Here is a 22,709-nt window from a genome sequence, read left to right as displayed (position 1 = left end):
AGATGGGCGCCCTGTTCGCAGGGCGCCCACTCTTAGCTGACGCGCCAAATCCAGACGTCGCCGGCGCGTTCCGGCGGCCCGAAGAGCTGGGTCGCGGCTTCCAGCACGGCTGGCTGATGCGCTTTCCACTGCGCGCCATGAATCACGTCGTCGAGCACGATCAGCTTCGCGTCCCAGTACCGCAGATCGTCGCGTGCTTCCTGGCGCTGTTGTTCGCCGATCGGGGGCACGACACCGGTCCGGGCGACACCCTCCAAAAGCGACGCCGTGGGGCGGGGAACCGGCCCGATGCGGCCCGTGCCGTCGGGGCCGCCCGGGCCGAGGAAGAACCCAGAGGGCACCCGGAAAACCGGCCCGTCATTAGCGAGCGCCGCCGCCTGCCAGCGCTGACCGTCAGGCAGCAGATCGTTGGGCAAAGGCACCGGGACGATGACGTCATTGGGCGCCACGAAAGACTCCCACTGCCCGGAGGTGAAGAACTCCGGCACTTGCGGGCGTGGTCCCGTCAGCACGGGCTGCGGGAACAGCGGCAGAAGCGCGACCACGAAAGCCGTGATCCACAAAGGCCGGTTCATCTTCACCGATGACGCGAGCCAAGCCAGCATGAGCCCGATGATGGGGGCGACCACGAGAGCCAGGCGCGAAGGCAAGGCGGCGTTGAAGATCGGAAGCTTCGTCAGCAGTGCCTCAGGCATCCAAATGTCGGTCAGTCTGCCAAACACGCGCAGTTGCGGCCCAAGCGACAGCACCGTGAACACAGCCGCCGTGACGGCGAGCAGCTTGACTTCCGTGCGCTTCCACAGCATCACGAACGCCGCGATCGTCAGCAGCATCAGCGGAATGCCGAAGAATGAGTTCTCCTCCGTCGGGTTCGGTGCCAAGTGTGTGTTCAGGCCGAGCCAGCCGGCCAGGGAACGTTGCGGCCACGAGAAGTAGGCGGCCAGGTCCTCGTTGTGCACGCGTGGGTCGAAACCGGTGCCGTGGAAACCCTGCGGGCCGGCGAAGTGCAGCCACAGGGGATAAGCCAGGAACACCGCCGACACGGTAGCCGCGACCGACAATCCCTTGACGGCGTTGGCGATGGGGGGACGCTTTAGGAGTACCCAAAGAAGGGAAAAAATCGCCAAAGCCAAGGCGCAGAAGAAGAGTTGCTCGGCCGCGATCGAGAAGCAGGCCGTGATGAGCAGTCCTAAACCGATGCCGTTGCGCAGCCATCCGCCGCCGCGATGGAGCACGATGACGCGCATGATGATCAGCGGCACGAGCCACTGCGCGGTCCAGTTCAGGTGCGAGTTCGCGTGCGAGATCATCGCGGGGCAGAACCCGGCGAACAGGCCGCCGATCGCGGCGCCGAGCGCATTGGCGCCTAAGTGCTTGTGGAACAGCCAGTACCAGGTGAAGCCGTTGGCGGCCAGGTTCAGCGTCAGGATGACGACGAAGGTGACCGGTGCCCCGAGCGTCATCGTTAGCGGCGCGAAAAGCCAGGCGAAGACCGTGACTGTGGTGTTGACCGAAAGGTTGACGCCGTCGGGGACGTTGAGGATGTAGGTGAACAGCGGGTTCTGGGCGTGGGTCAGCGAATAGCTGCCAAAGCTGAGTAGCCACTCAAAAAGGGCCTGATCCCCGGAGTTGACCAGACTGGCGCGGCCTTGTGGATTCAGCCAGAAACCGCTGGTCACCCAAAGCGCGAGGGCCAGGGAGACTCCAGCGACTGAAAGGTCGGCTTTCCTTGTCACCAACGGAGCTTAGACAACCGGCCTGGACGGGAGCGCGGCGCGCCGGCGGCGAGGGTTGTTGACTCGCTAATTGAAAATGACTACCAATAGCAACTATGAAGATGGCATTTGTCGGAAAAGGCGGAAGTGGCAAGACAACGCTCGCCGCCCTGATGGCACGGCACCTGTCCGGGTGCAGTGATAAATTGCTTAGTATCGATGCGGATATCAATCAGCACCTGGCCGCGGCCCTTGGCATTTCCGAAGACGAAGCGGTTCTCCTGCCAGCCCTTGGTGATCACATGACGTTGATCAAGGACTACCTCCGAGGCGACAACCCACGCATCAGCTCAGCCGCGGCCATGGTGAAGACCACACCACCCGGGCGGGGCTCACGCGTGCTCACGATCGACGGTCCCAACCCGCTGTTTGAGGCGCTGGTCCGCGAAGTCGGCGGGGTGCGCCTGGCCGTCACGGGTCCTTTCGCGACCGAAGACCTGGGTGTGGCGTGTTACCACTCCAAAGTCGGTGCGGTGGAACTGCTGCTGAACCACCTGGTGGACGGTCCGGGCGAGTACGTCGTCGTGGACATGACGGCGGGAGCGGATTCCTTCGCGTCCGGGCTGTTCACCAGGTTTGACGTCACGTTCCTGGTGTGCGAGCCGACGTTGCGCAGCGTTGGCGTCTACAAGCAGTACATCGGCTACGCGCAGGACTTCGGCGTCCGGGTACACGTCGTCGGCAACAAGATCGACGATCAGTCCGATGTGGACTTCCTTCGCTCACACGTGGGCGATCACCTGCTGACCTGGATCGGGCGGTCGGGCTACGTCAAGGCCGCCGAGCGTGGCGTCGCGCGCCCGCTCTCCGAGCTGGAGCCAGCCAACGCCGCCGCCCTTGAAGCCATGAAGACCGCTGTGGACGCGTGCGTGAAGGACTGGCCGCGTTACACCGCCCAGGCGCACCAATTCCACGTCCGCAACGCTCTGGCCTGGGGTAACGCCAAGACGGGCGAAGACCTCGCGAGCCAGATCGACCCCGAATACGTGCTCGGGCAGACCGAGCCGAGAAAGGATGATTCCCATGTCGCTTGACGTGCCCGCCGCGCTGCAGGAGAAAGCCTCCCGTGGCGAGGTCGAAGACACCGAGTTCGTCGACTGCATCCGGCAATCCCTGCCGTATGCCTGGAAGGTAATCAGCGAAGCGGCGGCCGTGGGGGAGCACGCGACCCCACCACCGTCGGAAAAGGAGCGTGGCGAACTGCTGCGCGCCCTGGCCAGCGACTCGATCCGCGGCGCACTGGAGCGCCACTTCGGCCGCAAACTCGCCTTCCAGAACTGCCACCGCGTAGCGGCGTTCCCGTTCTCTGAGGTGGGCGGCGCCGCGTACCAGGAGTTCATCTCGCCGGTCGCGCAGCTGCGTAACCAGACCCCAGAGTTGCGCGACTGCTAGCTCGGGATGGAAGTCTTCCTCACCAGCGTGTGGGGAACCCGCCGCTCCGCCGAGATCGCCATCGAGGCGGAGCGGCTCGGGTTTACCGGCGTCTGGCTGGCTGAGCATCACGGCACCGAATACGGCCGCTGCGAGGACGCGGTTGAGCTCGCTCTGTCCATTGTGGAGCGAACGTCGCATCTCAAGGTTGGCACCGCCGCGGTGCCCTTTTGGCGTTCTGCGCCGTCGTCACTGGCCGCCCGCGTTGCCGGTTGCCCACGGCTGACGCTGGGTGTTGCCCGGGGATCGAAGGCTGAAGCTCAATGCCGCCCTGAGGTCTATGAGCACGGCTTCGGGCCGTGGCTCACCGAACTCGCGAGCCTCGTGGACGGCGTCAAAGTGGCCGCGTCCAGCACGCCAACGATCACTTTGGCGGCGTCCTTGGGGCTGCCGCTGCTGCTGGGCGTGGAAAACGATGACACTGCCGTGGCCTCAAAACTCGCCGCCTGGGGGACAGGCGGCGACCACGTGCGGGTCGTCCTTCCGTCCAACGTGGACTGGTCCTGGATGCTTTCCTGGCAAGGACTCAAGCTCTCCGACCCCGGTCCCTACGTCAGGCATTTGCGGGGGATAACGACGACGTCCCTGGTGCGACGTCAAGCGGTGATGTTAGAGGCTGTCGGACAGGGCGGCTTTTAGAGCCGTGCGCACAGAAGGGTGATGGAAGACGAAACCGTTGCTGCTCAACACGGTCGGGAACGCTCTGTAGCTGCGGTAGCCTTCCTCCGCGTACTCGCCGAACAGCAGCCGGACAGCGATTTTGGGCACCGGGAAGATCGCGGGACGGTGCACTGCCTCACCGAGAGCCTTCGTGAACTCAGCGTTGGTAACCGGCTTGGGCCCACACATGTTCACCGGCCCGGCGATCGCGTCGTTATCGAGCACGAAAAGCGCCGCGCGCAGCCAGTCTTCCAGGGATATCCACGGCACCCATTGCCTGCCGTTGCCGAGTTTGCCGGCGATCCCGAGCTTGAACGGAAGCAACTGCGGTTTCAGCGATCCGCCGGACTTGTGCAGCGGGAAGCCAGTGCGCAACAGCACCACCCGGGTGCCCGCCTCACGCGCCGGCTTGGCCGCGCCTTCCCACTCGACGCCCACTCGCGCCAGGAAGTCCGTCTGCGGAGCACCTGACTTCTCCGTCAGCTCCTTGTCGCCGCTGTCGCCATAGATGCCAACACCGGAAGCGTTGATCATCACCGGGATCTTCTGGGCTGCCGCGGCGTGGGCCAGCGTGCGGGTCGGGAAGACCCGGCTGTCGTGCAGTTCCTTGCGGTAAGCATCGGTCCACCGGTGGCCGATGCCCGCTCCGCACAGGTTGATGATGGCGCCGGTGTCCTCGGGAAGCTGGATCGGCGCGGAAGGATCCCAGGTCAGATGTTCAGGCTTAGTGGCCGGGCGTCGCACTAACTGCGTGATGTCATGCCCGGCGCCGCGAAGTTCCTTAATGAGAGGGCGGCCCAGGAAACCCGAGCCGCCCGCTACCACGATCCGCATAGGATCATTTTCCGTTGATGGACACGACATCAACAACAAAAACGAGAGTCTCGTTCGGTTTGATGTCGTTGCCGGCCCCGCGTGCGCCATAGCCAAGGTCCGACGGGATCACCAGGAGCCGCCGAGTGCCCTTCTGCGCACCGACGAGGCCCTGGTTCCAGCCTTGGATCACGCTGGCCTGGCCGAGAGGCGCCACCGTGAACGGCTTGGCACCCCGGTCCCACGAAGCGTCAAACTGCTTCTTCGTGGACCAGGCGACGCCGACATATTGCACGGACACCGCGTCGCCGGCCTTCGCGGCAGGGCCCTCACCGGTGATGATGTCGCGCTGCTCCAAGCCTTTTGGGGCGTCACAGCCGTCTGGAACGGTCACCGACGGCTTCTTGCCCGCCTCAACGCCAACTTTGACGTCACACGGTCCGCCGCCTCCGGCTTGCTCCTCGGCGCTGGCACAAGCGGCCAGGCCGAGCAGCAGTGCACCACTGAGCGCTAACGTGCCCAGCATTTTTGTCACAGGCCAAGCTCCGCTTCGAAGTTTCCGGCCTCCAGGCGTTCCTTGATCGCGGTAAGGAACCGTGCCGCGTCGGCGCCGTCGACCAGACGGTGGTCATAGGACAGTGCGAGGTAGACCATCGAGCGCGGGACGATGATCTCTCCGAGTTCGGCGTCGTCGACCACGACCGCGCGCTTGACGACGGCACCTGTTCCCAGGATCGCCACTTGCGGCTGGTTGATGATCGGCGTGTCGAACAGGGCGCCCCGGCTGCCGGTGTTGGTCAGCGTGAACGTTCCGCCCGACAGATCGTCCGGCATGATCTTGTTGTTACGCGTGCGGTCCGCCACGTCGGCGATGCGCTTGGCCAAACCGGCCAGGTTCAGATCGCCAGCGTTCTTGATGACCGGGACGATCAGGCCCTTCTCCGTGTCGACAGCCATGCCCAGGTGCTCGGCGTCGTGGTAGGTAACCGTGCCGGCCTCCATGTCCATCGACGCGTTGACATTCGGGTACGCCCGCAGGGCCTCCACCGCGGCAAGCGCGAAGAACGGCAAGTAGGACAACTTCACACCGTGCGTCTTGACGAAGTCGGCCTTGGCCTGCTCGCGCAGCTTGGCGATGCGGGTCACGTCGACTTCCACGACGGTGGTCAGCTGTGCCGACACCTGAAGCGACTCGACCATCCGCTTGGCGATGGTCATGCGCAGGCGGGGCAGCTTCTCGGTGCGGCCGCGCAGTGGGCTCGGTTCGGCCTTGGCCTTCTCGGCCGGAGCGGACTTGGCAGCCGCTGCCGGAGCCGGAGCCTTCGCCTTCTCAGCCGCGTCCATGACGTCCTGCTTGCGGATGCGGCCGCCGACGCCCGTGCCCTGCACCTTGTTCAGGTCGACGCCATGCTGGGCGGCGAGCTTGCGCACGAGCGGCGTGACGTAACCGTCGGCAGCACCGTTTCCGTTAACCGACTCAGCGGCCAGGGCAGGCGCCGGTGCCGACTCGATCACGGGAGCCGTGGGCTGCTGCTGGGCCGGCTGGGGTGGCGGCGTCTGAGCTGGCTTCTCGGCCGGCGCGGCTGGTTCGGCGGCCGGAGGTGGCGTGGTCTCCTGTGCGGCCGGCGGTGCCGGAGTGTCCTGAGTGGACGGTGCCGCAGCGCCATCAGCGGCGCCGATGACGGCGAGCGTGGCGCCTACCGCGGCGGTCTCGTCCTCGGGAACCGCGATCTCCAGCAGCACACCGGCCACGGGCGACGGGATCTCCGTGTCGACCTTGTCCGTCGAGACCTCGAGCAGGGGCTCGTCGACCTCCACATTTTCGCCGACCTGCTTCAGCCACCGGGTCACGGTGCCCTCAGTGACGCTCTCGCCGAGGGCGGGCATCTTGACCGGGGTGCCCTCACCAGCGGGCTTTGCCGCGGCTTCAGGCTTGGCCGCAGCAGCGGGCGCTGGCGTCGCTTCCGCGGGAGCGGGCTTTTCTTCCGCTGCTGGCGCTGGTGCTTCCTCCTGCGCCGGGGCCGGCTTTTCTTCCTGCGCTGGCGCGGGAGCCCCTGCTTCGCCTTCATCGGCGATGATGGCTAGCTCCGAACCCACCTCAGCGGTCTCGTCTTCGGCGACAAGGATCTTCTGGAGGATGCCGGCGGCGGGTGATGGGATTTCGGTGTCCACCTTGTCGGTGGAGACTTCGAGTAGCGGCTCGTCGGCTTCGACCCGCTCGCCCTCCGCCTTGAGCCAGCGAGTGACGGTGCCTTCGGTGACGCTCTCGCCTAGCCGCGGCATGGTTACCGATACCGGCATTGCTCCGAACTCCTTATGTGGAAAGTCTGTCTACTTTGCTCAGCTTAGTTGTGCGCGTGCAGTGGCTTGCCCGCAAGTGCGAGATGTGCCTCGCCAAGCGCCTCGTTTTGGGTCGGGTGCGCGTGAATCAGCTGAGCGACCTCGGCCGGGAACGCCTCCCAGTTGACGATCAGCTGCGCCTCACCGACCTGCTCGCCCATGCGTGCGCCGATCATGTGCACGCCGACGACCGGGCCGTCCTTTTGGCGTACCAGCTTGATGAAGCCCTGGGTGTTAAGGATCTTGCTCTTGCCGTTTCCGCCCAGGTTGTAGTTGTAGGTCTCGACGTTGCCCTCGCCAAACTTCTCCTTGGCCTGGGCCTCGGTGATGCCGACAGAGGCGATCTCGGGGTCGCAGTAGGTCACGCGCGGGATCCCGGACTCGACGATCGGGGCGGGCTTGAGGCCGGCGATCTCCTCGGCCACGAAGATGCCCTGCTGGAAGCCGCGGTGGGCCAGCTGAAGGCCGGGGACGATGTCGCCGACGGCGAAGACGCCGGGCACGTTGGTGCGCAGGCGCTCATCGGTCAGCACGAAGCCGCGGTCCATCTTGACGCCCTGCTCTTCGTAGCCGCAGTTGGCGGTGGACGGGCCACGGCCAACGGCGACGAGCAGCAGCTCGGCCTCAAGCGTCTCGCCACCGGCGATGGTCACCTTGACGCCGTTAGCGGTCTTTTCGAGCTTCTCGAACGGCTTGCCGACCTTGAAGTTGATGCCGCGCTTACGGAACGAGCGCTCAAGCTGCTTGGAGATGTCCGGGTCCTCGGCGGCCACGAGGCGGGGGAGAGCTTCGACGATCGTGACGTCGGCGCCAAGCGACTTCCACGCGCTGGCGAACTCGACGCCGATGACCCCGCCACCGAGCACGATCGCGCTCGTGGGCACCCGGTCAAGGGTGAGGGCCTCTTCGCTGGCGAGCACCTTGTCGCCGTCGATTTCCAGGCCCGGAATGGTCTTGGAGTAGGAACCTGTCGCGAGCACGACGTGCTTGCCGGTCACGCGCTGGCCGTTGACCTCGATCGCGTTCGGGGCGACGAGCTTGCCAGCACCTTCGATGTAGGTGACCTTCGCGTGCTTGACCAGACCCTGGAGTCCTTTGTAGAGCCCCGCGACCACGCCGTCCTTGTAGGCGTTGACGCCCTTCATGTCGACACCGGTCAGCTCGGCGTTGACACCGAAGTGCGACGCCTCACGGGTCAGGTCAGCGACCTCGCCGGCGTGCAGCAGAGCCTTTGTGGGGATGCAGCCGCGGTGCAGACACGTTCCGCCGAGTTTGTCTTTTTCAATCAGCGCAACGGACAGGCCAAGTTGGGTAGCGCGCAGCGCGGTCGCGTATCCGCCACTGCCGCCGCCGAGAATGACTACGTCGAAGCTGTCGCTCACGGTTCACTCCAAGATCAGGTGGATAGGTTAGGCACCCTCGGTCATCTTGTCACTCTCCAATGAGCCGTGCGCGGGGAGGTGCGCAACGACACGTCCCACTACGCTTGGAGCGCTAACGAAGGCGCTTTGGGAGGACGCGGTGGGTTGGTTCCGGAGGCGTAAGCCAGAGACGGGCAGGCAAGCGAGCCCTGGCGATATCGCCCACCTTGAGCAGTTTATCCAGTCCCGGAGAGGGGTCGAAGCCTTCATCGAGCCACGCACGACCGTGACCGAAACCACGGTCATTCTCATCGCCTACGACGGCGAGTGGACCCGGAGGCGCATGCCGCACCCACTGGCGGTCCGCCAGTTCGCCCAGCGCTGGTCCATTCCCGTCTACGACGTGCAGCTCGTCGGGTACCCGCAGCGCATGCGTGATTTCAACGCCCGCAAGAAGCAGGCTTAGCTGATCCACATCCCAAAACGAGATCCACATCCCGCGAGACGTGATCAAAGTGCCTTTGGATCACGTCTGAAGGGATGTGGATCTCGGACGAAGGTCGCTGGGTCGCCGGGCGGCCGGTCGTAGCGGACTAGCCGTTGGCGGCGAGGTCGTCGACGAGGGCGAGCAGGGTGCGAACCGGAACACCGGTGCCGCCCTTGCTCAGGTAGCCGGTCGGCTCACCGGAGTGAAACGACGGGCCGGCGACGTCGATGTGGGCCCACTCGACACCGTCGGTCACGAACTCGCGCAGGAAGATGCCGCCCTGCAGCATGTGCCCGGACCGCTCCATCCCGGCGCTGACCTGAAGGATGTCAGCGACGTCGGATTCCATCGACTTGCGGATCTCGTCGGGCAGGGGCATCGGCCAGGTCGGCTCGCCCACGGCGTCGCCGGCGACCTTGGCCCGCTGGCACAACTCGTCGCTGCCCATGACGCCGGCGATGCGCTTGCCCAGCGCGACCACCTGGCCACCGGTCAAAGTGGACGTCTCAATGAGATAGTCCGGGTTGTCCTCACACGCCCGCGCGATCGCGTCACCGAGGATCATGCGGCCTTCGGCGTCGGTGTTGAGCACCTCAACGCGCTTGCCGTTGCGCATGGTCACGACGTCGCCGGGGCGGTAGGCCTCGCCAGAAAGCATGTTCTCCGCGATCGGGATGAACGCGCTGACCTGCAGTAGCGGGCGCAGCTCGGTGAGGGCGACCATGACGCTCGCGACCGCGGCCGCGCCAGCCATGTCGGACTTCATTTCCCACATGCCCTGAGCCGGCTTGATGGAGACACCACCGGTGTCGAACGTGATGCCCTTGCCGATAAGAGCGAGCTTCTTGGTCGCGGCCACGGTCTCTGGCGGCGTGTAGGTCAAGCGAACCATGCGCGGCTTGGCCTCCGAGCCGGAACCGACGGCCAGGATGCCGCCGTATCCACCCTTGGCCAGGGCCGCGTCGTCGAGCACCTCGACTTCGAGGCCGGCCTTGCCAGCGGCTTCAGCGATCTCCTCGGCGAAACCCGGCGGGCGCAGCATGTTGCCGGGCACGTTGACCCAGTCGCGGGTGCGGGCGACCGCGGAGGCCACGACACCGGCACGGTGCAGCTCAGTCTGAGCGCCCGTCTCCTTGGCGTCGGGCACGAGCACCGAGATCAGCCCGACCGGCTCCTTGCGGCTGGTCTGTGGCTTGCCCTTGTAACCCGGGAAGCGGTAAGCGCCGAGGGCGGCGCCTTCGGTCACGGCACGCAGGGCATGCGTGCCGCTGTCGGAGGCGTCGTCGCTAAGGGGCAGCGCGACCGCGACCGACTTCGAGCCAGCGAGCGCTCGCACGGCCGAGGCGGCGGCGCGGCGCAGCGTCTCAGCCGCAGGAGCGGCACCGGTCGGTTCCGGGCCGAGGCCAACGACCACGAGCAGGGGCGCAGTGATCACGCCCATGGTGGCGATCTTGGTCACCTCGCCCGGGCCGCCAGTCGCGCCGAGCAGCGTGAGAGTGGAAGTCAGTTTTCCGTCGAATGCCGCGGCGATGCTCTCCGCGCCCGAGGCAAGCAGCAGCTCGCCTGGGGTGCCGTTGCTGCCTTCCTGACTGTGGACGCCGATAACGACCGCGTCGACGGCCTGATCGGCCGGATCGGTGTCGGCGAGACTGAGTATGGGCAGCGCTGTGGTGGGCGTCGTCACGGGTTCTCCTGAAGGTATGGGTCTGCTCCGCCGATGCTAGCCAACCACAATCGTGGCTGTAAGTTGCCATCATGACGTTGCTCATGTCGCCGCTGCACGAGCGGCACGTTGCCCTTGGTGCCAAATTTGCTGCATTCGGGGGATGGGACATGCCCTTGGAGTACGCCGGTGGCGGGGTTCTGAAGGAGCACACAGCAGTACGCGAGGCTGTGGGAATCTTCGATGTTTCGCATCTTGGAAAAGCCCGCATAACGGGCAGTGGTGCGGCCGGCTTTGTCAACGCGACGCTGAGCAACGACCTCGGCCGCATCAAGCCTGGAAAAGCGCAGTACACGCTGTGCTGCGACGACGCGACCGGTGGCGTGGTTGACGACATTATCGCCTACCTGCACAGCGACGATCACGTCTTCCTCATCCCGAATGCTTCGAACACGACAGAAGTCGTGCGCCGATTGCGGGAAGCCGCGCCCGAGGGATTGACGATCACCAACGAGCACGCGGACTATGCCGTGCTCGCGGTGCAGGGACCGAAGTCGGCGGATTTGCTGGCCGCGCTCGGGTTGCCTACCGAGCACGAATACATGAGCTTTGAGACCGCCACGCTCAACGGTGTCGAGCTGACGGTCTGCCGCACGGGATACACCGGTGAGCACGGCTACGAACTCGTGGTGCCGTCGGCTGACGCGCTCGCCGTGTGGGACGCGCTTTTCGCCGTCGAGGGCATCGAGGCGCGCGCTTGTGGACTAGGCGCCCGCGACACGCTGCGCACCGAGATGGGCTATCCGCTGCACGGTCAGGATCTGTCGCTGGACATCACGCCCGTTCAGGCGCGCGCTGGCTGGGCGGTCGGCTGGAGCAAGCCAGCGTTCTGGGGCAAAGACGTGCTTACGAAAGAGAAGGCTGACGGTCCGAAGCGGACACTGTGGGGCCTCGTGGCACAAGACCGGGGCATCCCGCGAGCACACATGCAGGTGCTCGCCGGCGACGAGGTCGTGGGCGAGATCACGAGCGGCACGTTCTCCCCGACGCGCAAAGTAGGCATCGCACTGGCGCTGCTGGACGCCAGCGCCGGCCTGACCGAGGGCTCCACTGTGGAGGTTGACGTGCGCGGACGGCGGGCGGCGATGACCGTGACCAAGCCACCTTTTGTGACTCCATCGGTTAAGTAACCATGGCCGTCAAGTACGAGAAGGTGCGCGCTTGGGTGGAGGCACTACCCGGCGGGCAAGAGGTCATGGTCGAGGAGTGGGGCCATCCCACTCTGCGGGTGAACAACAAAATGTTCGCGGGCGGTGCCCCGGGCAGCTCGACCATGTCGGTGAAGTGCACCAAGGAAGAGCAAGAGGTGCTCATCGCCGAGCAGCCCGACGTGTACTCCATCGCACCTTACGTAGGGCGGTTTGGCTGGGTGCAAGTGCAGCTGTCCAAAGTAGACGCGGGCGAGCTGCACGAGCTGATCATCGAAGCGTGGCGCCGGACAGCGCCGAAGAAATTGGTTAAGGAGTACGAAGGTGCTTAAAGGATTCAAGGATTTCATCACCCGCGGCAACGTGGTTGACCTCGCGGTCGGTGTCGTCATCGGTGCCGCGTTCACGACCGTCGTCACCGGGTTCACCGACTCGTTCCTCACGCCGCTGATCAACATCGTGGGTGTGGGCAGCGATGGTATCGGTGGCGTGATCCCACTGCCGGGCAAGGACAACTACATCACTTACGGAGCTTTCCTAAGCAAGATCGTGGGCTTCCTCATCACGGCGGCGGTCGTCTACTTCCTCGTCGTGCTGCCGCTCAACAAGTTCTTCCGCAAAGAGGAGAAGAGCGAGGCGCCGGCCGAGGAGCTGTTGCTGCTGCGGGAGATCCGCGACGCGCTCGTCGCGCAGAACGGCGGCGTTCCAGCGCCACGGCAGGAGAGCAACCACGCTACAGACGTGGTAAAGAAAGTCCAATAAGGACAATCGTGGTCGCCGCCTCGATGAGGAAACCGAGCACATCGCCGGTTATCCCACCGAGGCGGCGTTTGATGTGTGCCAAGAGGGCAAACGTCAAACTGGCCGCGACGAGAACTGCCGCTATGCCTTTCCAGGACTCACTTAGTACCCCCAAAATAAGCACGAAGGCGGTGTTGGCGGCGATGGCTGGCCAGCCCACGGACCCGGCCACGAAGGCGCCCAGCCCATCGGGGCGCGCGGCCGCAACCCCACGCCGGCAGGCGATCACGGCGGCAAGCCGCCCGGTGGCCACCGCGACGACGACGCCGGGAATGCTAACGACAGCGAAGGCCGCCGACTGGATGAGCACCGTGAGCACGAGCGCGACAACGCCGAACGCGCCGACGTCAGGTTTCTTCATGATGGCCAAGGCCTGATCACGCGACCGGTACGACCCGAGCCCGTCGACCGTGTCGGCAAGTCCGTCAAGGTGCATGCCACGCGTCAGTAACGCAAGGGCCCCAACGGTTAGTGCCCCTGCCAGCAACGGCGGCAAGCCCGCGAAACGGAACGTCCACAGCAGACCGCCGGCGAATGAGCCGAGCAACGCACCGACCGCTGGCGCGAACCGCATCGCCCAGCTCGCTGTCACGCGGCTGAGTTCTGCTGGCGGGCGGAGCGGCGCGACCGTGAAAGTGGTTAGCGCCAGGCGAAGTCCGTCAGTCCACAAGCGGCATGGATCCCTCGAACTCCGGAGGGGCGGACAGCACAGGGGGCTTGAGCGGAAGCGAACCGGCCAGCGTGATCGCGTTGTTGAACAACGGCAGCGCCAGGAGCGACGCGGCGCCCTCGCCAAGGCCGGTACGCAGGCTGAAGTACGGCTCGGCACCGAGGATGTCCGCGACGGTCTTGGTCACCGGGTGCCCGCCGTGGTCAGCGACCGTGATCCACAGCCGGGACTGGCTGCCCAGATCACGGGCCAGCAAAGCGGCGGCGGACCCGAGCGGGCCGTCGATGAGCACCGGCGTGCGCCGGGCGGTGGCACCGAGGATCAGGCCCGTGGCCACAGCCACGTCAGGCCCGGCTAGCTCGGACATGATGGTGTCAGCGTTGAGATCCTTGTCCCGTGAGCGGTGCAAGGCGTCACGGACGGCACCGGCTCGCAGAATCCAGGACGGGTCATCGACGTTGCCATCAGGACCCACGATGCGGCCGAGCAGGCCAGCGATCTCGCTGCCCGTGATGCGCGAGACCACGGCGGCCGCCATGGCATCGGCACCGGGGCTGCACGAGCCGATGATGATGACGTCGGCGCCACTGTCGGCCGCGTCGTCGGCGAGCTGCCAGCCTTGGGTCAGCATCGTCTGGATCGTTTCGATCGAGGCGGTGCGGCCGTAAACCATGTCTTCAGCGGTCGGCACTTCGGCGACCTTCACCCGCACGCCTTGCTGAGCGGCCAGCAACCCGAGCGGGCCGTTGCCTTCACGGGCCGCCTGGGCGATAGCCGTGCTGACGGTTACCGAATCACCGGCGGAACCATCGCCGTCACGCCCGCCATGCAACAGAACGAGGTGCGGCTGGCGCCATGGCTGTGGCACGGCTTGTGCTTGCGTGCCCGCGGCGAACACGACGATCCGCGCCAGGTCGCCCAGGCCGCTGCCAGGAATGTCCAAACGGGACAGATGCTTTTCGGCGCCTGAGCGGGAGTCGTCGTCGTGGATCGGCAGGTCCATGCCCGGCCGGATAACCATGCCTGTCTCAAGAATCGGCAGCGCCCGGGTCGACTCCGTCAAAGCGGCGGTCGCTGGTTCGGCCGGGGGCCAGGCGGCTGCGGCGGTTTCAGCGGAAGTGGCGGCAGCCGCGGCGCTCGCTTCGGCTCCGGCTGTCGTGCCGGCGGCGAGGGCGGCTCCAGCCGCGGCGGTCGTGGCCACGCCCAGCTCTGCCTCGGTCACGGTGACGGCGGGAGTGGCAATTGGCACCGAAGGCGCGGACCAGATCGTCGGCGGGGGAGGCGTCACCTTCGGCTTGGGCGCGGCCTTCTTCAGGGTCTGCGGCTGGCCGGCCACGATGAGCGACACCTCGTCGCAGGCTTCCGCGACCGCGCGGTTCAGATCGCCCATCAGATCGGCGAACTCAACGCCCACAGCCGTTGGCGGGATAACGGTCAAGCCGACCTCGGGGCTGACAAGCACCACCTGCGCCGGCGTCATCCGCACCGCGTCGGCGAGACGGGAAACCAAGGCGGCAGCGTCATTGCGGCCGAGCAGAGCGGTCGCCCAGCCGCCTAGGTCGTCAACGAGCACAGCGGCGTCTGGCCCGGCCTGGCTGACCGCCTCGATGAGCTCTGACGGATCGCCCGTGGCTTCCACGGTTTCCCAGGTCGCGGGGCGGCGGAACTGGTGCGCGGCGATGCGCTCGGCGAAGCTGTCGTCATCGTGGCCCGCCGTTGCCACATAACGCACTTGCGGCTCATCAGCCAGCAAGGCTTCGGCGAACTCGCTTTTGCCCGAGCGGATGCCGCCCAGAACCAACACCTTCCCACCGGCCATGGTCGCTAGCGTACGGGATAAGGTGAATGCCATGACTTGGAGCTGGCGTTATGAAACCGCCGACGGCAAACCGGTTACCGGCCCCAGCGAGGCGTTCAGCAGCCAAGCCGACGCGGAGTCCTGGCTCGGCCAGACATGGAAGGACCTTGTCGCCGCGGGCGCGAACACGGCCGTCCTCATGGAGGACGACCGTGTCGAATACAAGATGGGGCTTACGGTCGTTTAGCTGGGGAAACGGTCTTGGCCGGGTCGCGCTCGGTCACCGGCTCCACGATCTCATCGATCGCCTTGAGCAGGTCGGCGTCGAGCTTGACGCCGCTGGCCTTGACGTTGTCCCGGACCTGATCGGGACGAGACGCCCCAACGATCGCTGACGAGACGTTCGGGTTCTGCAGCACCCACGCGACGGCGAGCTGGGCCATGGTCAGGCCAGCCTGCTCGGCGAGGGGTTTGAGCAGCTGCACCCGGGTGAGCACGTCGTCTTGCAGCCATGCCGACACGAAACCGGCGCCCGACTTCTCGTCAGTGGCACGCGATCCTTCCGGCGCCGGCTGACCAGGCAAGTACTTGCCCGTGAGCACACCCTGCGCGATCGGCGACCAGACGATCTGGCCGATGCCGAGCTCTTCACAGGTGGGGATGACTTCGGCTTCGATGACGCGCCAGAGCATCGAATACTGCGGCTGGCTCGACACCAGCGGAATCTTCAGCTCGGTCGCGAGAGCGTGAGCGGCCCGGATCTCCGAGGCCTTCCACTCCGAAACCCCGATGTAGTGCGCTTTTCCACTGTGGACGATGTCGGCGAAAGCCACCATCGTCTCCTCAAGCGGAGTGGAGTAGTCGTAACGGTGTGCTTGGTACAGGTCGACGTAATCGGTCTGGAGCCGCGCCAGCGAACCGTTGATCGACTCCATGATGTGCTTGCGTGACAGACCACGGTCATTACGCCCAATGCCGGTGGGCCAGAAGACTTTGGTGAAGATCTCGAGGCCCTCGCGGCGTTCCCCTTTGAGCGCCCGGCCAAGCACCGCTTCGGCGCGCGTCCCGGCGTAGACATCAGCGGTGTCAAAGGTGGTGATGCCGCTGTCGAGCGCTGCCCGCACACAAGCGTGTGCCGCTTCCTCTTCCACCTGGGAACCGTGAGTGATCCAGTTTCCGTAGGAGATTTCGCTGACGAGCATGCCCGATCGGCCAAGGTGACGGAATTCCATGGTGCCGACCCTATCTCGCGGTCGTTACAGCACCGGTTTCGTGTCGGCGAGCAGCCGGTCGAGCTCTTCCATGACCTGTTTGCGGCTGGCTAGCACCGGATCGATGAACTGGCGGCCCTTGCGGTCCAGCGCACCCCAGCGTCCATCCGGGCCGGCGATCAGGAAGGCGACCGGGTGAATGACCAGGGCCGGATGCACCGGCGGCACGACCACGGTGCCGTGCCGGTCGACAACGCCCTTGCGGCCTGCCGCGTCAACGATGGCCAGGCCCTCGTCGGCGAACCCGTCGACGTAACGGCCATCGGTCAAAGCGGTCGAGAAACCGGTGAACTGGAACGGCACGATCACGCGGCCCTTGGTGTCCACGGCACCCCAGCCGCCACGCTTGACGGCCGCTAGACCCCGGCGGAACGGGCGCACGTCTTCGAATCCGGTCGAGATGACTACCCGGCCGTACTTGTCGATCGCGATCCAGCCCGCTGTGCCGTCTTTGGACACCCACGCCAGGCCTTCGGAGAACGATCCGACGCCGAGCAGGCCAACGTTGGAGTCGATCTGCTTCTCACCGTTTTCACTGATGAGTTCCCACGCGTGCGTTTCGCGCCGGCGTACCCAGGCGACGCCATCGCGGAACGGCTGCACGTCGGCGAACGCCGGGGCGATGGCGAATTTCCCTTCCGCGTCAACGTATCCCCAGCACTGGGCACGATCGTCAAACCGTGGCACCGGGGCCTTCGTGATCTGGAGGATCTCCTCTTTGGACCGTGGGTAAGGACCCATGCCGTTTTCGGCGATCTTCAGTGAGACCGCGTCGAGAGCCAGCTCGGTGCGGGCGATGAGTTCCGGGTCCTCGACCTTGCGCAGCTCCAGCGCCGACTCGAAGTGGTTGAACGCCTCCATGTAGCGTCCCTGGTCCAAACAGGACCGTCCCGCGTGCTCGTGCATCGTGGCACGCAGCCGGTCGGGCAGCTCAGTGGAGTTGGCTTCAGCGAAAAGACGGTCTGCCTCCGCGAAATCACCACGCCACTGCAGCACGTGTGCCAGGCGGGCTTTCGCGATGGCGATGCGCCGCAGCTCACCGGTCGCTTCGGCGTGTACGAGGGCCATCTTGCCGTCTGACAGGGCCTTGGTGAGCTCGCCCAGGATCCGCGAGACCACGGCACGAAGGCTCAAAAGCCTTGCGCGGCTTGCGTTATCGGTCGACGGGCTCAGCTTCTCGGTGAGCTTGTCGCGGATCTCGCGCAGCTCATCAGGGTTGTCGACCAACTCGCGCAAAGTCTCGTGGTGGAAGCGCCACTCGTAGTTGGCCAGCACCTGTTCCGGGTCGGGGCCGGTGTCCTCAGGCGTCTCGGGCTCGGCACCCGGATCGGCCAGCTCGGTCACGACCTCAGGCACGGTGTCGGGCGACGAGGCGCCCAGCTTCACGACGATCGGCGTCAGCATCGTCGGTGCCGTGAGCGCTGTCGCGGCGCCAGCCGCGGACGAGGCGACCGGCATGACCGTGTCGGGGGTGGCGACCACCGCGGGGGAGACCGGGTTGGCTGACACGGGCGAGGGCATAGCAGTCACCGGGGCGATCTCCTGCGGCTGCGGGGCGGGACCGGCTGGGGCGAAGGCGTTGAAGGCTTGCCGCTGAGGCGCACCAGGCTGACCTGGTCCCTGCTGCCCCTGCGGCTGCGGAACACCCGGGCCAGGCTGACCCTGCGGCGCAACACCGGGTCCTTGCGGAACACCCGGTCCCGCCTGGCCACCAGGTCCCGGAGGCAGCGCGGGCTGGCCCTGCTGCGGCGGACGGCCGTAGACCTGACCTTGCTGCGGCGGGCGGCCCTGCGGCCCTGGCCCGTGCGGGTGGTGCCCAGGGTGCTGAGGATGTTGCTGCCCGGGCGGTCTCGGCCCGTATTGCTGCGGCGGCCGGGGTCCATATTGCTGTGGCGGGCGCGGTCCACCCTGCATCGGCGGGCCCTGGTGCGGCGGACGTGGAGGCCGGCCTTGTGGTCCGGGTGGGCCTTGGTGTCCTTGCGGCCCATAGGGCTGGCCGGGACCGTGCGGTCCGGGGCCCTGCTGGCCCTGCGGTCCGGGGCCCTGCTGTCCGTAAGGCTGTCCACCTTGCGGGGGACGGCCGCCGGGATGGCCCTGCGGAATTGGCTGTCCCTGACCCCGGGCCGGCGGATAGGGTCCTTGACGCTCGGGTTGCTGCTGTTGAGGGGCGGGTTCACCAGCCGAACGGGGAGCGGGCACGCCAGGCCGGGGCGCCGTCGGGGATTCCACCCATGCGGGCAGGCCCCGGTGCCGCTCGTCGGTCCGCTCGTCAGCCACGATCGCCCTCGCTGCTTATGTGTGTCCGCGGGAGAAAAGAAGTAGTGCGAGAGGAGGGTACTCAGGTGGGCTTAGTCACCGCCACTGTGGATCGCCTGACATTCCGAAACTTCACCGAGCTGGCATCCCTAACCGGGGCAATTGCCGCATCTGGGTTCCGTCGTTTTTCGACCTACCGCCAGGCCACCGTCGCCTCCCTCGTGACCAACACGATGTTCGGCTTCCTGCGCACCTACGTCATGCTCGCGATCGTGGGGACAGCCGGTGCGACGCTAGCCGGATACACAGGGGCTCAGCTGGCTGGATACGTCTGGGTGGGCCAGGGATTGCTGGGCGTGGTGCTCCTTTGGGGCTGGAACGACCTGGCCGAACGGATCCGTTCCGGAGACGTCGTGACCGACCTGATGCGGCCCATCCACCCGGTCTTGAGTTACCTCTCTGCTGACTTGGGGCGCGCGGCGTACGCGATGATGTTTAGGTTCTTGCCTCCCATAGTCGTGGGGGCGTTGGTGTTCCAGATCTACCTGCCGAAGGATCTGGTGACCTACCCGTTGTTCCTGATCTCCGTCCTGCTGGCGGTGATCGTCTGCTTCGCGTGCCGTTACCTGGTCAACGCCAGCGCTTTCTGGCTCCTCGATCACCGTGGCGTGACCATGTTCTGGCTGTTCACCTCGGGCATCATGGGCGGCCTGTATTTTCCGGTGCACTTCCTTCCCGACTGGGCGGTCGCGTTGCTCTGGTTTGGCACCCCGGGACCGTCGCTTCTCCAGGCACCCATGGACATCTTCGTTGAGCGCGACGGCGTGGCCATCCGCGTTGGGCTGATCGGCATCCAGCTCTTCTGGGCCGTGCTCCTGCTGTGGGTCTGCACCGTCGTGCAAAGGCGGGCCGAGCGAAAGATGGTGATCCAGGGTGGGTGAGACGCTGCGGATCTACCTTCAGCTCATCGGCGCACAAGGGCGCGCGCAGGCGTCCTATCGCGTCAGCTTCTGGCTCGACCTCGCGGGCAACGCGATCGTCGTGGGCGCCGACCTGCTGACCGTGCTCGTGATCTACACCCAGGTGCCCAAGCTCGGCGGCTTCGGCGTCGCGCAGACGCTGGTGTTCTTCGGGCTCGCCCTGGCCGCCTTCTCGCTGGCTGACCTGTTCGTCGGCAACATCGAGCGGATGAAGACCTACGTGCGCATGGGCACGCTCGACGGCGTACTGGTCCGGCCGCTCGGGGTGCTGCCCCAGCTCCTCGCGATGGACGTCGGTTTCCGCCGCCTGGGCCGCGTCGCCTACGCGCTGGTCATCTTCGCCGTCTCACTGTCCTATGCGGACATTCCCTGGACGCCCTCTCGCGTCGTGCTCGCGGTAGTCGCGCCGCTGTCGGGAGCGGTGTTCTTCTGCGCCTACTTCGTCGCCACGGCCACGGTCGCGTTCTGGTGGGTCGAATCAGGCGAGCTAGCCAACGCTCTCACCTACGGCGGGCGCGACTTCACGTCCTATCCCATCACCGTCTACAGCGGATGGTTCCGCAAGCTGTTCGCCTTCGGGCTCGGCTTCGGCTTCGTCGCCTACTATCCCGGCCTGGCTTTGCTGGGCATCCCCGACCCGCTGGGCTTTCCGTCCTGGCTGGGCTGGGGGAGCGTGCTCGTCGCGCTCATCGCCGTCATGGTCGCCGCCACCATCTGGCGCACCGGAGTTCGTCACTACAGGAGCACGGGGTCATGAGGGTCATTGATGTGCGCGGGCTGCGCAAGGAATTCACGGTCCGGGTCCGCAAAACCATGCTGCGCAGGGAAAAGCGGGTCGTCGCGGCGGTCGATGGGGTCGACCTTCGCGTGGAACGGGGCGAACTTCTGGGGTACTTGGGGCCGAACGGAGCCGGCAAGTCGACCACGTTGAAGATGCTGACCGGGGTGCTCCACCCGACCGCGGGGCACGTTTCGGTGTGCGGGTTCACTCCGGTGCCTCAGCGCATCAAGCTGGCGCGGCGGATCGGGGTGGTTTTCGGGCAGCGATCCCAACTGTGGTGGGACCTGCCCCTGCGCGATTCCTTCGATCTTTTAAAGGCCATTTACCGGGTACCAGGTGAGCAGCACGCCGCGCAGTTAAAGCGCTGCCGCGATCTGCTAGACCTGGATTCCTTTATGGACACTCCCGTGCGCCAGCTCTCGCTCGGGCAGCGCATGCGCGGGGAACTGACCGCGTCCCTGCTGCACAGCCCGGAGATCCTGTTCCTGGACGAGCCGACGATCGGGCTTGACGTCGTTTCGAAGCAGGCCGTGCGCGGTTTCCTCGCCGAGCTCGGGGCACGAGGCGACACCACCATCGTGCTCACCACACACGACCTGGCCGACATCGAGCGCCTGTGCTCGCGGATCGTCGTCATTGACCACGGCAAGGTCGTGCACGACGGCAGCATCCAGGACCTGCACTTGCGTTACGGCTCCAGGCGCCGCGTGATCGCCGACTTCGACGTTGCGTTCACTTATCCCGTCGATCTTCCGGGCGTGGTCCTGGAGTCGTCCACGGGCACCCGCCTCGTCTTCGCCGTCGACGAAGTCGGCCCACTGGCAGCCGTCCTGGCCGCCAACGGCTCACTGCGCGACCTGTCGATCGCTGAACCCGAGATCGAGGATGTGATCTCGCGCCTATATCAAACACCGGCCGGGCAGGTAGGCTAGCCGGAGTTCAGGGCCGCTATGGGGCATGCCGGTTGGGTGGGACGGCATGCAGACACCAACGGCATACCTGGACTTTTTGTGACTCAGTACAAGGACATGATCCGTGTCACCGGACCGGCGTTCCTCGTTCTCTCCTTCCTCGCCCGTCTCCCCGCGGCGATGGTCCCGCTCGGCGTCATCACGCTGGTGGCGGCCGTCACGGGCAGCTTCGCCACGGCTGGAGCGACCGCGGCCGCCTACGGCATCGGAGCGGCGCTCGGCGGGCCAGCGGTCGGCACCTTCGCTGATCGCTTCGGCCAGCGTTCCGCGGGCCTGGTCGCGGCGATCCTCAACGCCCTCGCGCTAGCCGCGATCGTTGTGGCCGTTGGGGTTTCAGCCCCCTCTGCCTTCGTCATGCTCGCCGCTGCTGTGGCCGGGCTTTGCACACCCCAAGTCGGACCCCTGGCCCGCGTCCGCTGGTCCGCCTTGCTTTCCGCCGCCGCAAACCCTGTTCCCGCTTCCGCCGCGCAGCCGGTTGCCGCTTCTGTGCGACGGAGTCGGCTCGCGACGGCCTTCTCGTATGAAGGCGCCGCCGACGAACTGTCCTATATGGCCGGACCGGCGCTCGTCGGAGTCATTGCGGTGCTTGGCTTTTCCTGGCTGCCGCTCGTCATCGCGGCTGTGCTGACACTGCTTGCCGCGGTTCCGTTTGCTTTGCACCGCACCGCCGTCGCGGGATCGCGTGCTGTCTCGTCCCGGGAGCCGTTGCCTATGGTGCCGTTGAGTTTACTAATCGTGGCGATGAGTGGCATTGGGATCGTCTTTGGCGCTACTCAGACCGGTGTGACAGCGTTCGCTGAAGAGCTGGGCATGCCGAGCGCGGCCGGGCTCATCTACGCGGCCCTGGGCGTCGGCTCGGCCGTGGCCGGCCTCGCCACCGCCTGGCTGCCCGCCCGCTGGACTTCCCTTACACGCTATGGGTTCTCCGCGCTCGCCCTTGCCACAGGCGCCTTGGCGCTCGTGTTAGCACCGTCCACTTTGGCCGGTGTGACCGCCGCCATGCTCGCAGTCGGTGTCGTGAGTGCGCCCTATCTGATCGCGGTGTTCGCTCTTGGCAGTGAAGTGACCCCACCGTCCCGCGCCGGAACCGCCATGACCCTCCTCGGATCCGGTGTCGTGGCCGGCGTAGCCCTAGGAGCAGCACTCGCCGGCCGCCTCGCCGACACTTACGGCCACATGGGCGCCTTCACCGTGCCGCTAGCCGCAGCCATCCTCGCGCTCGCGACCGCCTTCACCTTCCGCGTGGTGACCCGCCCCGCCCATCCCACACCCGCGCCCGCCTAACCTCTCCCGCGCGCCGCCGGGCTTCCCGGCGGCGCAACCCCTTGCCACGCGGTGCACCCCCATCCCGCGCTGCGCGCTCGCTTTCCGCGCTGCGCGCTCGCTTTCCGCGCTGCGCGCTCGCTTTCCGCGCTGCGCGCTCGCTTTCCGCGCTGCGCGCTC

At 66.2% G+C, this 22,709-nt stretch carries 22 protein-coding genes; 12 read left to right on the top strand and 10 right to left on the bottom strand.

Annotation, left to right across the window (positions count from 1 at the left end; genetic code table 11):
• Positions 1 to 32: 32 nt before the first annotated feature.
• Positions 33 to 1,736: a hypothetical protein gene (locus A3E1_RS0113880; RefSeq protein WP_026208412.1), complete on the bottom strand. Its 1,704-nt coding sequence runs from the start codon at positions 1,734 to 1,736 to the stop codon at positions 33 to 35.
• A gap of 95 nt (positions 1,737 to 1,831) precedes the next feature.
• Here A3E1_RS0113880 and A3E1_RS0113875 point away from each other — a divergent pair, with 95 nt between their 5' ends.
• From A3E1_RS0113875 to A3E1_RS0113865, 3 genes are read left to right on the top strand one after another with little or no spacing between them, the layout of a single operon-like run.
• Positions 1,832 to 2,809 (top strand): ATP-binding protein, encoded by a 978-nt coding sequence (locus A3E1_RS0113875; RefSeq protein WP_020521380.1) that lies wholly within the window; start codon positions 1,832 to 1,834, stop codon positions 2,807 to 2,809.
• Complete coding sequence (locus tag A3E1_RS0113870) at positions 2,799 to 3,167, top strand: SCO5389 family protein (RefSeq protein ID WP_020521379.1); 369 nt, start codon at positions 2,799 to 2,801, stop codon at positions 3,165 to 3,167. Before A3E1_RS0113875 ends, A3E1_RS0113870 begins: the two co-directional genes overlap by 11 nt.
• Before the next feature lie 6 nt (positions 3,168 to 3,173).
• Complete coding sequence (locus tag A3E1_RS0113865) at positions 3,174 to 3,845, top strand: LLM class flavin-dependent oxidoreductase (RefSeq protein ID WP_020521378.1); 672 nt, start codon at positions 3,174 to 3,176, stop codon at positions 3,843 to 3,845.
• On the opposite strand, the gene A3E1_RS0113860 is transcribed toward A3E1_RS0113865, so the two are convergent.
• The 4 genes from A3E1_RS0113860 to lpdA are packed head-to-tail and all read right to left on the bottom strand — an operon-like array spanning position 3,816 to position 8,401.
• A complete protein-coding gene (locus A3E1_RS0113860; RefSeq protein ID WP_020521377.1) occupies positions 3,816 to 4,700 on the bottom strand; it encodes a TIGR01777 family oxidoreductase in 885 nt (294 codons plus the stop codon). The two genes, A3E1_RS0113865 and A3E1_RS0113860, sit on opposite strands and share 30 nt — an antisense overlap.
• Before the next feature lie 4 nt (positions 4,701 to 4,704).
• Positions 4,705 to 5,205 (bottom strand): FKBP-type peptidyl-prolyl cis-trans isomerase, encoded by a 501-nt coding sequence (locus A3E1_RS0113855; RefSeq protein ID WP_083929501.1) that lies wholly within the window; start codon positions 5,203 to 5,205, stop codon positions 4,705 to 4,707.
• Between the two features lie 5 nt (positions 5,206 to 5,210).
• The gene (sucB, locus tag A3E1_RS0113850) at positions 5,211 to 6,980 is read right to left on the bottom strand and encodes a 2-oxoglutarate dehydrogenase, E2 component, dihydrolipoamide succinyltransferase (RefSeq protein ID WP_026208410.1); all 1,770 of its coding nucleotides are present in this window, start codon (positions 6,978 to 6,980) and stop codon (positions 5,211 to 5,213) included.
• Between the two features lie 44 nt (positions 6,981 to 7,024).
• Positions 7,025 to 8,401, bottom strand: a complete 1,377-nt coding sequence (gene lpdA, locus A3E1_RS0113845) for a dihydrolipoyl dehydrogenase (RefSeq protein ID WP_020521374.1) — start codon at positions 8,399 to 8,401, stop codon at positions 7,025 to 7,027.
• 139 nt (positions 8,402 to 8,540) lie between these two features.
• Between lpdA and A3E1_RS0113840 the strand changes: the two genes are divergently transcribed.
• The gene (locus A3E1_RS0113840) at positions 8,541 to 8,846 is read left to right on the top strand and encodes a hypothetical protein (RefSeq protein ID WP_020521373.1); all 306 of its coding nucleotides are present in this window, start codon (positions 8,541 to 8,543) and stop codon (positions 8,844 to 8,846) included.
• Between the two features lie 127 nt (positions 8,847 to 8,973).
• Here A3E1_RS0113840 and A3E1_RS0113835 read toward each other — a convergent pair whose 3' ends face one another.
• A complete protein-coding gene (locus A3E1_RS0113835) occupies positions 8,974 to 10,551 on the bottom strand; it encodes a leucyl aminopeptidase (protein WP_020521372.1) in 1,578 nt (525 codons plus the stop codon).
• A 71-nt stretch (positions 10,552 to 10,622) separates the two neighbouring features.
• Here A3E1_RS0113835 and gcvT point away from each other — a divergent pair, with 71 nt between their 5' ends.
• From gcvT to mscL, 3 genes are read left to right on the top strand one after another with little or no spacing between them, the layout of a single operon-like run.
• Complete coding sequence (gene gcvT / locus A3E1_RS0113830; RefSeq protein WP_020521371.1) at positions 10,623 to 11,720, top strand: glycine cleavage system aminomethyltransferase GcvT; 1,098 nt, start codon at positions 10,623 to 10,625, stop codon at positions 11,718 to 11,720.
• Positions 11,721 to 11,722: 2 nt separating this feature from the next.
• A complete protein-coding gene (locus tag A3E1_RS0113825; protein ID WP_020521370.1) occupies positions 11,723 to 12,070 on the top strand; it encodes an MmcQ/YjbR family DNA-binding protein in 348 nt (115 codons plus the stop codon).
• Positions 12,063 to 12,500, top strand: coding sequence for a large conductance mechanosensitive channel protein MscL (gene mscL / locus A3E1_RS0113820; RefSeq protein ID WP_020521369.1), 438 nt, complete (start codon positions 12,063 to 12,065; stop codon positions 12,498 to 12,500). Before A3E1_RS0113825 ends, mscL begins: the two co-directional genes overlap by 8 nt.
• Here the strand turns inward: mscL and A3E1_RS0113815 are convergent.
• Together A3E1_RS0113815 and A3E1_RS40200 are read right to left on the bottom strand one after the other, a co-directional pair.
• A complete protein-coding gene (locus A3E1_RS0113815; protein ID WP_026208409.1) occupies positions 12,472 to 13,209 on the bottom strand; it encodes an adenosylcobinamide-GDP ribazoletransferase in 738 nt (245 codons plus the stop codon). The two genes, mscL and A3E1_RS0113815, sit on opposite strands and share 29 nt — an antisense overlap.
• Complete coding sequence (locus A3E1_RS40200; RefSeq protein ID WP_020521367.1) at positions 13,199 to 15,028, bottom strand: bifunctional adenosylcobinamide kinase/adenosylcobinamide-phosphate guanylyltransferase; 1,830 nt, start codon at positions 15,026 to 15,028, stop codon at positions 13,199 to 13,201. The genes A3E1_RS0113815 and A3E1_RS40200 overlap by 11 nt, the downstream gene beginning before the upstream one ends.
• A gap of 31 nt (positions 15,029 to 15,059) precedes the next feature.
• Between A3E1_RS40200 and A3E1_RS0113805 the strand changes: the two genes are divergently transcribed.
• Entirely contained in the window at positions 15,060 to 15,254 is a 195-nt protein-coding gene (locus A3E1_RS0113805) for a hypothetical protein (protein WP_020521366.1), read from the top strand.
• Here A3E1_RS0113805 and A3E1_RS0113800 read toward each other — a convergent pair.
• Together A3E1_RS0113800 and A3E1_RS0113795 are read right to left on the bottom strand one after the other, a co-directional pair.
• Positions 15,241 to 16,239: an aldo/keto reductase family protein gene (locus A3E1_RS0113800; protein ID WP_026208408.1), complete on the bottom strand. Its 999-nt coding sequence runs from the start codon at positions 16,237 to 16,239 to the stop codon at positions 15,241 to 15,243. The genes A3E1_RS0113805 and A3E1_RS0113800 overlap by 14 nt on opposite strands.
• A gap of 24 nt (positions 16,240 to 16,263) precedes the next feature.
• Positions 16,264 to 18,192: a WG repeat-containing protein gene (locus A3E1_RS0113795; protein WP_245571168.1), complete on the bottom strand. Its 1,929-nt coding sequence runs from the start codon at positions 18,190 to 18,192 to the stop codon at positions 16,264 to 16,266.
• Positions 18,193 to 18,620: 428 nt separating this feature from the next.
• Here A3E1_RS0113795 and A3E1_RS0113785 point away from each other — a divergent pair, with 428 nt between their 5' ends.
• From A3E1_RS0113785 to A3E1_RS40195, 4 genes are all read left to right on the top strand, one after another.
• Positions 18,621 to 19,475, top strand: a complete 855-nt coding sequence (locus A3E1_RS0113785) for an ABC transporter permease (RefSeq protein ID WP_020521362.1) — start codon at positions 18,621 to 18,623, stop codon at positions 19,473 to 19,475.
• Positions 19,468 to 20,271, top strand: coding sequence for an ABC transporter permease (locus A3E1_RS0113780; RefSeq protein ID WP_020521361.1), 804 nt, complete (start codon positions 19,468 to 19,470; stop codon positions 20,269 to 20,271). The genes A3E1_RS0113785 and A3E1_RS0113780 overlap by 8 nt, the downstream gene beginning before the upstream one ends.
• Positions 20,268 to 21,227: an ABC transporter ATP-binding protein gene (locus A3E1_RS0113775; RefSeq protein WP_020521360.1), complete on the top strand. Its 960-nt coding sequence runs from the start codon at positions 20,268 to 20,270 to the stop codon at positions 21,225 to 21,227. The genes A3E1_RS0113780 and A3E1_RS0113775 overlap by 4 nt, the downstream gene beginning before the upstream one ends.
• Positions 21,228 to 21,305: 78 nt before the next feature.
• Positions 21,306 to 22,550 carry an MFS transporter gene (locus tag A3E1_RS40195; RefSeq protein ID WP_051105021.1) on the top strand — a complete coding sequence of 415 codons (1,245 nt, stop codon included), beginning with the start codon at positions 21,306 to 21,308 and terminating at the stop codon, positions 22,548 to 22,550.
• The last annotated feature ends 159 nt before the right edge of the window (positions 22,551 to 22,709 follow it).

This window comes from Catelliglobosispora koreensis DSM 44566 (assembly GCF_000379685.1).
Lineage (GTDB): Bacteria > Actinomycetota > Actinomycetes > Mycobacteriales > Micromonosporaceae > Catelliglobosispora > Catelliglobosispora koreensis.
Note: the sequence above shows the minus strand (reverse complement) of the source record. Positions and strands in the feature narration are given on the sequence as shown.